The sequence below is a fragment of the Gilliamella sp. X-23 genome (assembly GCF_057063545.1).
In genome coordinates this window covers 41,511-53,755 of record NZ_JBXSQG010000006.1, presented here as the reverse complement: position 1 = coordinate 53,755, position 12,245 = coordinate 41,511, and the positions used below count along the sequence as shown (strand labels likewise).

Below are 12,245 nucleotides of genomic sequence, written 5' to 3'. Positions count from 1 at the left end.
GTTTATTCCTCGTTAGTTAACTTTGTAGGTCGTTTCCAACCAGCAAGTTGTTTTTGTTTAACTCGACTTACGACCAATTCGTTATCATTTACATTATTGGTAACGGTTGTGCCTGCTGCAATGGTTGCGCCTTTACCCACTTTTACTGGTGCAATCAATTGTGTGTCAGAACCGACAAACACATCATCTTCAATAATAGTTTTAAATTTATTGGCGCCATCATAATTACAAGTGATAGTGCCTGCACCAATGTTGACATTACTGCCAATTTCGCTGTCGCCAAGGTAGCTTAAGTGCCCAGCTTTGGTGGCTTTGCCCAGATGTGCTTTTTTTAATTCAACAAAATTGCCGACATGGGCTTGTTCGTCAAGTTGTGAGCCAGGTCGTAGGCGAGCAAAGGGGCCGATAGTACACTGTTTAGCGATAGTTGAATCTTCAATAATGCTATACGGACTGATATTTGAGTTATCATCAATCGTGCAATTTTTTAAGATACAGCCCGCACCAATAATTACGTTATTACCTAGTGTGACATTGCCTTCAATAATTACATTACAATCAATAGTGACATCTTTACCGTGCGAGAGTGTGCCTCGTAAGTCAAAGCGATTTGGATCAAGCAATGTCACACCAGCGAGTAATAAGTGTTGAGCTTGTTGATATTGATATTGCCGTTCTAATGTTGCCAATTGCAGGCGATTATTGACGCCTTCAACTTCAAATGGTTGTACTGGGTGCGAGGTTAATATGTCATAACCATCTTGGTGTGCAAAAGCAATAATGTCGGTTAAGTAAAACTCTTGTTGCGCATTATTGTTGGTTAAACGAGATAACCAATTTTTCAATAATTTACCAGTAACGAGCATGATACCGGTGTTAATTTCATTGATTTTTTGTTGCTCAGGAGTAGCATCTTTTTGTTCCACAATGGCAACGACTTTGCCATTGTGACGTTCAATGCGTCCATATCCAGTTGGATTATCAAGTATTACCGTCAATAACGCGATGCCTTGTTTTGGTTTGCTAGTAATTAAAGTTTGTAGCGTTTGAACCGATATAAGGGGTGTGTCACCATATAAAATTAAGATATCTTCATCATCTTGAATATAAGGGATAGCTTGTTGAACAGCATGGCCAGTACCGAGTTGTTCAGCTTGGTAAACCAGCTGCACATGTTGATTCTTGAGTGTTTCTTCAAGTTGTTCTTTGCCATGGCCATAAACAATATTGATGCGATTAGTATTAAGTTGTTGAACTGTATCAATAACATGTTGTAACATCGGCTTGGCGCCGATTTTATGTAAAACTTTAGGTAGGTTGGAATACATCCGTGTGCCTTTTCCTGCCGCCAAAATAATTGCACTCAGTTTTGGAGGTGAAATTGCCATAATCAGTTCCGGTCTGGTTAAATTAGCCTAATACTATAATCAAAGTTTTTAATGAAATCATCCCCAATCTTTTAATTTTTATCATAAAAAAAGTAATGTTGATATTTACCAATGAGTTTAACAAAAAGAAGGAGGCAATGTTATGAATTCCGTGATGAAAGTTTTATTACTCTATACTACACATGAAAATCAGACATTTAAGATTATGCAACGCATAAAAACGCAACTTAATGGTAAATGTGATTGCGATGTTATTGAACTGCTACCCGATACTAAAATCGATCTAACTCAATACCAAGCAGCTTTATTGGGTTGTTCGATTCGTTATGGGTTTTATAGCAAAGTAATGAAAGCGTTTATTGATAAGCATTATCAGCAATTAAATAAGATGAAGTCTGGATTTTTTGGGGTAAATTTGGTGGCGAGAAAACCGAATAAAAATACGCCAGAAACGAATTTATACACTAAAAAATTCTTAGCTAAAATAGCATGGAAGCCAACTTTTACTGCGGTTTTTGCCGGTGCGCTGTATTATCCACAATATAATTGGTTTGATCGCAATATGATCCGCTTTATTATGTGGTTAGGAAAAGGGGACACTGACGTAACAAAGCCGATGATTGAATATACTGATTGGACAAAGGTAGATGAGTTTGCCGAACAATTTTATACTTAAACACATAGTATTATGAAATCTCTTTATAAGTAAATCGATATTTTCTTAAAGTTATCAAGTGCTCAAGTTCTTTTAAATAAACTTTGTGATATAGATCAACATTTCTATTAAAAAGGTGTACAATACTGCGCCTATAGAATCTGTCTTCTAAGTGGAATTTTAATTGTGATTGAAAATTTAAGAAATATTGCCATTATTGCTCACGTTGACCATGGTAAAACGACTTTGGTTGATAAGTTATTAAAACAGTCAGGTACGTTAGATAATCTACGTGGTGACGATAACGAACGTATCATGGACTCTAATGCGCTTGAAAAAGAGCGTGGTATTACCATTTTAGCTAAAAATACCGCTATTGATTGGAATGGTTACCGAATTAATATCGTTGACACCCCAGGACATGCTGATTTTGGTGGTGAAGTTGAACGTGTTATGTCTATGGTTGATTCTGTGCTATTGCTCGTTGATGCAATGGATGGACCAATGCCACAAACGCGTTTTGTAACGCAAAAAGCATTTGCTTATGGTTTAAAACCGATTGTAGTTATCAATAAAGTTGATCGTCCAGGTGCACGTCCTGATTGGGTTGTTGATCAAGTGTTCGATCTGTTTGTTAATTTAGGGGCTACTGATGAACAGTTAGATTTCCCTATCGTTTATGCTTCAGCATTAATGGGGATCGCAGGTTTAGAGCATGAAAATATGGCTGAAGATATGACGCCATTATTTGAAGCAATTGTTAAATATGTTGAGCCTCCAAAAGTAGATTTAGACGGACCATTCCAAATGCAAATTTCTCAACTTGATTATAATAATTATGTTGGTGTTATTGGTATTGGCCGTATTAAACGTGGTCGCGTTAAACCAAATCAACAAGTAACTATCGTTGATAGTGAAGGTAATAAACGGACTGGCAAAGTAGGGCAAGTTCTTGGCCATTTAGGACTACAACGCTATGAAGCTGAAGTTGCCGAAGCTGGCGATATTATTGCATTAACAGGTCTTGGTGAACTCGGTATCTCCGATACAATTTGTGATAATAGCTGCGTTGAAGCATTACCTGCATTAACCGTTGATGAACCAACTGTAACCATGTTCTTTAATGTCAATAGCTCACCATTTGCTGGTAAAGAGGGTAAATATGTCACTTCTCGTCAAATTCTTGAGCGTTTAAATAAAGAGCTTGTCCATAATGTTGCTCTTCGTGTCGAAGAAACGCCAGATCCCGATGCCTTTAGAGTCTCTGGTCGTGGTGAATTGCATTTGTCAGTACTCATCGAAAATATGCGCCGCGAAGGTTATGAGCTAGGGGTTTCTCGTCCTAAAGTTATCTTTAGAGAAATTGATGGTAAAAAACAAGAACCATTCGAACAAGTTACGCTTGATATTGAAGAACAACATCAAGGTTCAGTGATGGAAGCACTTGGTTTACGTAAAGGTGACTTAACAAATATGCTACCAGATGGTAAAGGTCGCGTACGTTTAGATTATGTCATTCCAAGTCGTGGGCTTATTGGTTTTAGAACTGAATTTATGACCATGACCTCAGGCACCGGTTTGCTTTATTCTACCTTTAGTCATTACGATGATGTTCGTCCAGGCGAAATTGGTCAACGTAATAATGGCGTAATGATTTCAAATGGTACTGGTAAAGCATTAGCTTATGCGCTATATGGCTTACAAGATCGTGGTAAATTATTCCTAGGTCATGGTGCTGAAGTTTATGAAGGTCAAATTATTGGTATTCATACTCGCTCAAACGATTTAACCGTTAACTGTCTAACCGGTAAAAAATTAACCAATATGCGAGCATCGGGTACCGATGAAGCAACAACACTTTCACCACCAATAAAAATGTCATTAGAACAAGCATTAGAGTTTATTGATGATGATGAATTAGTGGAAGTGACACCATTATCTATCCGTTTACGTAAACGTCATTTAACTGAAAATGACCGTAAACGTGCGTTTAGAAGTGGTAATAAAGACTAATTAGTATTAGTGCTATCGTAATACGAAAACCTCGCTATTAAGCGAGGTTTTTTTTGGCTTTTACTCTGGCAATGGCGTCAGCTATTGACTGTTTACGATCGGTGGGGGTGCTGATCTTGTTTGTCGTCGGCATGGTGCGTGGAAACAAAATTGTTGGTGGCACTAACTGATTATGGCCTAATCGCTGTTGCTTTTTCTGAGTTAGCGCTAACTCTTCTGATTCATTCAATACGCGGCCTAACGTACTTAATGTAATACAGTCTGTTGGGCAAGTATTGATACAATTACTACACGAAGTACATAACTGTGGCAGTATTGTGTGCAATACTTGTTTGCTACCGACAATGGCATCAGTTGGGCAAACACGGATGCACTTGCCACAGCCAATACAGTTTTCTTCGTCAATAAATGCTTTATATTGTTGTTGGGTTTGCATAATCACTTCTTGCATTAACTTAAACCTACAATATTACCATCTTTGTCAATATCAATTTGTCTATAAGCTGGATTGGTGCCTAGTCCTGGCATGGTCATTACATTACCAGCATAAACACGAATAAAACCAGCACCAGCAGATATCGCTAAGTGACTAATATCAACATCAAAATCGGTAGGGACATTTTTTAGATTGGCATCAGCACTAATTGACATGGGGGTTTTAGCAATACAAAGAGGCAAATGATCGAGTTTTAATGCTTCGATCTCTTTGATATTTTCCAGTGCTTGTGCTGATAAATTAGCTTTGTTGGCACCGTATTTTTTTACCATAGTTTGGATTTTATCAGCAAGTGACATGTTGTCAGGATAAGGTAATTTGATCTCACTTGGCATATCACATGCTTTGATAACATGCTCAGCCAGTTTTTCTGCGCCTTTACCGCCTTGAGTGAAAACTTCACTCACTTCACAAGCAAACGCCCCATGCTCAATGGCATATTTTTGTAAAAAGGCTAGTTCTTCTTCACTGTCGTGTGGAAAGCGGTTAATAGCAACAATCACTTGTAGCCCATAACTTTTAGCATTGTTGATATGCCACGCTAAATTAGCCGCACCAATTTCAAGCAGCTCCACATTAGAGTCTGAGATTTCTTTTGGAATCGCTTGTCCGGGTTTGATATTATATTTACCGCTGTTAGATTTTAAGCTACGAACCGTTGCAACAAGCACTACACACGAGGCTTTTATTCCTGCTTGGCGATATTTAATATTAAAGAATTTTTCCATGCCCATATCTGAGCCAAAACCAGCTTCGGTTACGACATAATCGGCAAGTTGTAAAGCAATGCGATCGGCAATGACTGATGAGTTGCCATGGGCAATATTAGCAAAAGGCCCTGCATGAATAAGTACCGGCGTATTTTCAACTGTTTGCATCAGGTTTGGATTAATCGCATTTTTAAGTAACACTGTCATAGCGCCCGCAACTTCAAGTTGTTCTGCAGTAATCGCTTCGCCTTGAGTATTATAAGCTAAAATAATGCGCCCAATACGCGCTCGCATATCGTGTAAATCTGAGGCTAATGCTAAAATTGCCATAAGTTCTGACGCTGCGGTAATCTCAAAGCCATCTTGACGTGTAATACCATTAACACCACCACCGACACCAACAGTAATCTTACGAAGTGCACGATCATTATGATCCATCACGCGTTTCCACACAATGCGATTTACATCGATATTAAGACGCGGCAAGCCCGTTTGTGCGGTAAATTCATCGCCCAATCGTTCTTCATGATAAAGGCGCGAATCTAATGCGGCTGATGCCAAATCATGGGCGGCGGTAATAGCGTGAATATCACCAGTTAAATGTAGATTTAAAGTTTCCATTGGTAATACTTCGGCTTGACCACCGCCAGCAGCACCACCTTTTACACCAAATACAGGGCCTAAACTTGGTTGACGGATACAAGCAATGGCTGTTTTACCAATATAATTTAAGCCTTCACTTAGCCCGATAGTATTCACCGTTTTACCCTCACCAAGTGGAGTTGGCGTGATAGCGGTAACTAACACCAATTTGCCGTTAGGTTTGCTTTGGTTGGCTTTAAGAATGGATAAATCGATTTTTGCCACGTGTTTGCCATAAGGCAGGACAAATTCTTCTGGAATGTTGCATTGTTTAGCGATTTCAGTAATTGGGCGTAAAGGCATATTAGTTCTCATCTAACAATAAATTGGACTATCAGTATAAATAATTTAAATAGCCGAATAAAGCGACAATTTTATCTTTATTGATTTTAGGCACAAGTCACAATTATCTTGTTATAATAACTCAATACATTCAATAAAAGGAAAATAGTTAAATGAATTGGTTTTCTGAGTATTCACTTTTTTTAGCTGAAACAGCAACAGTTGTTATTGCAATTTTAGCGATACTTATTTTTATATTAAGCCAACGCCGTAAGTCGGCAACAGTGGCAGGGCGTTTGTCAGTTAAAGACATTAGTCAAGAATATGAGCAAGTTAAAGATGATATGTTAATGTCAAGTATGGACGAACTAGAAGCTAAGCTGTTTATGAAAGATCTTAAAAAACAGAAAAAACTTGAAAAGAAACAAGCAAAATTAGCGGCTAAACAAAAAAAGAAACAAGTTAAAAAGCAAGAAAACTCTGACGAACAGTCAACGCTAGATAATACAACGCAGCTAGCAGAAAGTAATACAGACCAGCAAGCAAAACCAAAATTGTTTGTATTGTCTTTCAACGGCAGTATGGATGCGCATGAAGTTGAAGAATTACGTCAAGAAATTACCGCTGTATTGGCTGTTATTAAACCAGAGGATAAAGTTGTGGTTAAGCTTGAAAGCCCTGGCGGGGTAGTCCATGGCTATGGGCTTGCTGCATCCCAGCTATTACGGTTTAGACAGCGTGATATTCCTTTTACCGCAGTTGTTGATAAAGTTGCGGCAAGTGGTGGGTATATGATGGCATGTACCGCTAACAAAATTGTGGCAGCGCCATTTGCCATTGTGGGGTCTATTGGTGTGGTTGCACAAATTCCTAACTTTAATCGCTTACTTAAAAAACATGATGTGGATATTGAGTTACAAACAGCAGGTGCATATAAACGTACGTTAACCATGTTTGGCGAAAACACCGAAGAAGGTCGCCAAAAATTCAAACAGGAATTAGAAGAAACTCATATTTTATTTAAAGATTTTGTTAAAGAGTATCGTCCAAACGTGGATATCGAACAAGTTGCCACTGGCGAGCACTGGTTTGCAACGCAAGCCAAAGATAAAGGCTTAGTTGACGAAATTAGCACTAGTGATGACTTTATTTTATCTCACTTAAAAACACATAAAATTATCGCTGTTAGTTATCAACGTCGACAAAAATTATCAGAAAAAATTTCGAAAAATGTAATAAAGAGTTTTGAAAAAGTGTTTTTTAGACACGGAAATGGGCTGTGAACAGCCCTTTTATAATTTTTACTTTGCGCACCATTTTATCTTGATATTGTTGCGATTGGCGAATTTCAAAAATTTATTTATAAATTAATTTTTTGTGTATTTCCGTTAACGTTAATAATCATTATATATCACCTTCTAACGATGTCATTAATTGTTAAAACTGAATATCTATTAATCTAATTGCGATTTAATATAAAACTATATTCATACAAATTGGTGGATATGGCTCCATTCTATTACATATCTTTTTCTATTCAAACATCATTACGCTTGAGGACAATTACTATGTTTCAATGGCTTTCAAACTGGATTTTAGATGGGCTTAAACACTCTCCCGAAATTTTATTATTTTTATCGTTAAGTTTAGGTTATTTGATTGGTGGCATACGGATGGGGAAATTCCAACTTGGTGGAGTTGCCGGTTCGTTACTCGTTGCCGTTGCGTTAAGTGTTTTTGGTGTGACTATTGACGCTGGCGTTAAAGCAGTTCTTTTTGCTCTATTTATTTATGCTGTAGGTTATGAAAGTGGTCCTCAGTTTTTCCGCTCTCTGGGTGTTAAAACATTACGCGAAATCTTTTTAGCATTATTTATTGCGGTAGCAAGTTTTGTGACTGTTATCGTATTAGCCAAAATATTTAATTTGGATAAAGGGCTTGCCGCAGGATTGGCTGCGGGTGGATTGACACAATCAGCTATTATGGGTACAGCTTCTGATGCTTTAAGTCAACTTGGTTTAAGCGCAGAAGAGTTAAGCAAAATGCAAGCAAATGTCACCATTGGTTATGCGGTGACTTATATATTTGGTTCTCTAGGTGCCATTATTGTGTGTGTCAACATTTTGCCCAAAATCATGGGTAAAGATATTGCCGATGATGCAATTAAAGCGCAGGCTGAACAGCTTCATGGTTCACTTTTGTTGGGTGCTGATCAAAATTTAGCTTTATCAGATATTAGTGGTCGTTTATACCGTATTACAAATAAGATCAATCAAACGGTTGCACATGTTGAACAAACGGTTAATGGCATCAGTATTGAGCGTATCAAGCGTGGTAATAACATTATTGAAGCAACGCCTGAAACAGTATTAAAGTCAAAAGATATCATTCTGGTTGTTGGTCACCGTGATGCAATGATTCAGGCGCATGATCTACTTGGTACCGAAGTTAATTCAGCATCAGGTATGGATGTTGTGATGAACAAGCTAGATGTTGAAATGCGAAACAACAAGTATGTGGGACAAAATCTTACGCAAGTGCTCGCTTCAGACGAAGTCATGAAACTAAAACATGGTATCTATCTTGTAGCTATTCATCGCGACGGTCAACCTTTGCCTCTTAATAATGATATTTATTTAAAACTGGGCGATGTAATTACCATTTATGGTGCTGATGGTGATCTTCGTCGAGTTGTTGATAAAATCGGTGCCCCAATTACTAAAAGTGAAAAAACTGACTGGATATTTCATGGGTTAGGACTTGTTGTTGGGCTTATTATTGGTTTAATTGTGATTCGTGTTAGCGATATTCCTATTACATTAGGCGCAGGTGGTGGTGCACTTTTATCTGGTTTATTATTTGGTTGGTATCGCTCTCTTCATCAAACTATCGGTAATATTCCAACTGGTGCCGTGCAACTTTTAAAAGACTTTGGCTTAGCTGGTTTTGTAGCGGTTGTGGGGCTCAGTTCTGGTCTTCAAGCAATTAATACTATTAAAGAACAAGGTTTATCTCTATTTCTAATTGGTGTGGTTGTGACCTTATTACCCATGTTGCTTGCTATCTATTTTGGCAAATATGTGCTTGGTTATAAAAATGTAGCGGTATTTGCGGGTGCTTTAGCTGGATCACGTAGTGCTAATCCTGCTTTTGGTGAGGTGCTCAATAAAGCTGGTAATTCAACACCAACTAACTCTTTTGCTATTACTTATGCTTTAGCTAATGTTTTCCTAACTTTATTAGGCCCATTAGTTGTTGCTTTTGTTTAATTGATATATCAAATTAAGGATACAAATGTATGAAAAACAATACACAATACAGCCAATACGCTAATTTAAGTCCTTTTGAGTTAAAAGATAACTTAATTAAACTGGCACAAAGTCATACTGATCGCGTAATGTTAAATGCAGGAAGAGGTAATCCCAACTTTCTTGCCACTTGGCCTCGACAAGCTTTTTTTCAACTAGGTGTGTTTGCAACTCAAGAATCCGAAATGTCATTTTCATATTTAAATGAAGGTGTTGGTGGCATGCCAATCAAAGCTGGATTAACAGGACGCTTTGAGCATTTTATTTGTCAAAACTATAACACTCCGGGAGTTGCCTTTTTAGGTAAGGCTTTTTCTTATATTCGTGACCAACTTGGGTTGGACGAGAATGCCTTTTTACAAGAGATGGTAGAAGGTATTTTGGGATGTAATTACCCAGTACCTGACAGAATGTTACATTTTAGTGAAGATGTGGTTAAAGCCTATATTTTACAACAAATGGGCGCTCAATATCTGGATCGTGATAATATCGATTTATTTGCCGTTGAAGGTGGCACAGCCGCCATGGCTTATATTTTTAATTCAATGAAAGAAAATGGCTTAATCCAAAAAGGCGATAAAATTGCCATTGGTGCGCCAATATTCACGCCTTATCTTGAAATTCCCGAACTCAATGACTATCAACTAGTTGAAGTGTTAATCAATTCTGATCCTAATGCAAATTGGCAGTATCCTGAGTCAGAATTGCGTAAATTAGAAGACCCAGCAATTAAAGCCTTTTTCGTTGTTAATCCATCTAACCCGCCATCAGTTAAAATTGATGATAAAAGTCTAAAAATTATTGCAGATATCGTTCAAAAACGTCCTGAATTGATTATTTTGACCGATGATGTTTATGGTACATTTGCCGATGACTTCCAATCTTTATTTGCGATATGCCCAAAAAATACCATTTTAGTTTATTCATTTTCGAAATATTTTGGTGCGACTGGTTGGCGTTTAGGTGTTATTGCCACTGCACGCGATAATGTCATCGACAAAACGATTAAAGCGTTACCAAGTAAAACCAAACAGATCTTAAATAAACGCTATAGCTCAATTGTTACTGATCCAGAAAATCTAAAATTTATTGATCGATTAGTGGCTGATAGTCGTGCGGTTGCACTAAACCATACAGCGGGTCTTTCAACACCACAACAAGTACAAATGGTTTTATTTGCATTATGCGAAATGATGGATAGCGATCAAAGTTATAAAACCGCTTTAAAATCACTAATCCGACGCCGTGCAGCATCACTTTATCAACATTTAGGTCTTAAACATCAAACAGATGAAAATAGTGTAGATTACTATACGCTAGTGGATCTTGAACATATTTGCCGAGAATTATATGACGATAAATTTGCTAAATGGATCCTCAAAAATAAAAATCCATCTGAAATGTTATTCAGAATTGCTGATGAAGCTGGTGTTGTATTATTACCAGGCAAAGGATTTGCTGTACAGCATCCTTCTGCTCGCGCCTCGTTAGCAAACTTAAATGAATATCAATATGCTGCAATTGGCTTATCAATGCGCAAATTGGCCGAGGAATATTATGCGGAATATAAAGCAAAAAATAAATAGCTAGATAGCTATACTAATAAACCCACACAAAAACCCTAGTTAATCTAGGGTTTTTATTTACTCAATAAAACGTTACGTCACTATCTATTATAAAAATAAATGCCATATAAAAATCAGTCAGAAAAGGTATTGATTTTATTTGAGTTTTTATTTCTTCTTTTGTAAAAGAATAAAGCCGTTTACCGAATAAAATTACAGTTTCAGAGGGCAACTCGATCAACGACTTTAGAGTTATACATTGTATCCATTTACTAGCAATAACAAATTGGTTTGTTGTTTTTATGGATTAACTTTAGGACCATAATTCCAACCTAACATATGTGGTGTGTATTGTTCAACATGACTATTTTCATCATATGGGGCATCCATATCATCTTCATCATCGCTATAAACACCAACAAAGTCTTTTAAATCACCTAGTTCCGGAATTGGAACTAATTGGTCAGTTGAAACTATGTCATCATTCTTAACATAAGTAATACGCCAAACTAAGTCTTTAGCTGCTTCACTTCCATATAAATCATCAGCCAATACTTCTAACGGTTTTAATAGGGTAGTGATATCACCACATAAATCAGTTTCAGCAACACAATAATTAACAGAAAGTAATCGATATACTTTTTTGCCAACAATATATCTTGTAACAGCTTGTTTAGTTTCTTTATATTCATCAATAATAATGACAAAACGGCCATCATCAATATCTGCTGAGTAAGTTAAATATTCAATACCATCGTTTAGAACTTCATGCTGTTTTTTAAATATAGGGGTTTCTTCTGTATTTGGGGCAGCAAATGTGGTTGCTGTAAAAAGTAAAGATAATGCAGTTACTAATTTTAATAGATTATTCATTGTTGTTTATTCCTATATTTTTTTAGAGCATGCTACTATAAATTAAACAGAATATAAATTTAAGATTAATTATCAAAATAAGCTAGAATTTCTAGCTATCCCATAAAAACAACATATTAGCTGATTATTTAAAAATAAATTCAACCAAAAGTTGGTCAGGAAAGGTATTGATTTTATTGAAATTTTTTGACTTGCTGTTTTAAAATGCAGATAGAAAATTATTTAAGCTGATTTGAATGAGAATAGTATATTAGATGATGTGCTGATAAAAAGTGATTAGTTGGTTTATCAGTTTCTAAATAATGCTTGGAGA

8 protein-coding genes and 1 pseudogene are annotated in these 12,245 nt (G+C 36.8%); 5 read left to right on the top strand and 4 right to left on the bottom strand.

The annotated features are described in order from the left end of the window. Window positions 1-2: 2 nt before the first annotated feature. A complete protein-coding gene (glmU, locus tag ACYH9I_RS05640) occupies window positions 3-1,388 on the bottom strand; it encodes a bifunctional UDP-N-acetylglucosamine diphosphorylase/glucosamine-1-phosphate N-acetyltransferase GlmU (protein WP_483559538.1) in 1,386 nt (461 codons plus the stop codon). Window positions 1,389-1,530: 142 nt separating this feature from the next. Between glmU and hemG the strand changes: the two genes are divergently transcribed. After that, the gene (gene hemG, locus ACYH9I_RS05635; protein ID WP_483559536.1) at window positions 1,531-2,064 is read left to right on the top strand and encodes a menaquinone-dependent protoporphyrinogen IX dehydrogenase; all 534 of its coding nucleotides are present in this window, start codon (window positions 1,531-1,533) and stop codon (window positions 2,062-2,064) included. Window positions 2,065-2,229: 165 nt separating this feature from the next. Continuing rightward, window positions 2,230-4,056, top strand: coding sequence for a ribosome-dependent GTPase TypA (gene typA / locus ACYH9I_RS05630; RefSeq protein WP_483559534.1), 1,827 nt, complete (start codon window positions 2,230-2,232; stop codon window positions 4,054-4,056). 37 nt (window positions 4,057-4,093) lie between these two features. Here typA and ACYH9I_RS05625 read toward each other — a convergent pair. Both ACYH9I_RS05625 and ACYH9I_RS05620 read right to left on the bottom strand, forming a co-directional pair. Continuing rightward, window positions 4,094-4,480 (bottom strand): annotated as a pseudogene (locus ACYH9I_RS05625) (RnfABCDGE type electron transport complex subunit B); the annotation flags it as partial. Between the two features lie 26 nt (window positions 4,481-4,506). After that, window positions 4,507-6,219 carry a formate--tetrahydrofolate ligase gene (locus ACYH9I_RS05620; protein ID WP_483559532.1) on the bottom strand — a complete coding sequence of 571 codons (1,713 nt, stop codon included), beginning with the start codon at window positions 6,217-6,219 and terminating at the stop codon, window positions 4,507-4,509. 140 nt (window positions 6,220-6,359) lie between these two features. On the opposite strand from ACYH9I_RS05620, the gene sohB reads away from it, so the two are divergent. The 3 genes from sohB (at window position 6,360) to ACYH9I_RS05605 (ending at window position 11,080) form a co-directional block, all read left to right on the top strand. Continuing rightward, window positions 6,360-7,469 (top strand): protease SohB, encoded by a 1,110-nt coding sequence (gene sohB, locus ACYH9I_RS05615; protein WP_483559530.1) that lies wholly within the window; start codon window positions 6,360-6,362, stop codon window positions 7,467-7,469. A gap of 285 nt (window positions 7,470-7,754) precedes the next feature. Beyond that, window positions 7,755-9,455: an aspartate-alanine antiporter gene (gene aspT / locus ACYH9I_RS05610; protein WP_483559528.1), complete on the top strand. Its 1,701-nt coding sequence runs from the start codon at window positions 7,755-7,757 to the stop codon at window positions 9,453-9,455. A 29-nt stretch (window positions 9,456-9,484) separates the two neighbouring features. After that, on the top strand, window positions 9,485-11,080 hold the full coding sequence (locus ACYH9I_RS05605; protein WP_483559526.1) for a bifunctional aspartate transaminase/aspartate 4-decarboxylase: 1,596 nt from the start codon (window positions 9,485-9,487) through the stop codon (window positions 11,078-11,080). Window positions 11,081-11,359: 279 nt separating this feature from the next. Here ACYH9I_RS05605 and ACYH9I_RS05600 read toward each other — a convergent pair whose 3' ends face one another. After that, the gene (locus tag ACYH9I_RS05600) at window positions 11,360-11,932 is read right to left on the bottom strand and encodes a hypothetical protein (RefSeq protein ID WP_483559524.1); all 573 of its coding nucleotides are present in this window, start codon (window positions 11,930-11,932) and stop codon (window positions 11,360-11,362) included. Window positions 11,933-12,245: the final 313 nt, after the last annotated feature.

What these genes read in the sequence shown, in the direction of transcription:
- glmU (WP_483559538.1), bottom strand. Translation starts at nt 1,388, where the DNA reads ATGGCAATTTCACCTCCAAAACTGAGTGCAATTATTTTGGCGGCAGGA.
- hemG (WP_483559536.1), top strand. Translation starts at nt 1,531, where the DNA reads ATGAATTCCGTGATGAAAGTTTTATTACTCTATACTACACATGAAAAT.
- ACYH9I_RS05620 (WP_483559532.1), bottom strand. Translation starts at nt 6,219, where the DNA reads ATGAGAACTAATATGCCTTTACGCCCAATTACTGAAATCGCTAAACAA.
- sohB (WP_483559530.1), top strand. Translation starts at nt 6,360, where the DNA reads ATGAATTGGTTTTCTGAGTATTCACTTTTTTTAGCTGAAACAGCAACA.
- aspT (WP_483559528.1), top strand. Translation starts at nt 7,755, where the DNA reads ATGTTTCAATGGCTTTCAAACTGGATTTTAGATGGGCTTAAACACTCT.
- ACYH9I_RS05605 (WP_483559526.1), top strand. Translation starts at nt 9,485, where the DNA reads ATGAAAAACAATACACAATACAGCCAATACGCTAATTTAAGTCCTTTT.
- ACYH9I_RS05600 (WP_483559524.1), bottom strand. Translation starts at nt 11,932, where the DNA reads ATGAATAATCTATTAAAATTAGTAACTGCATTATCTTTACTTTTTACA.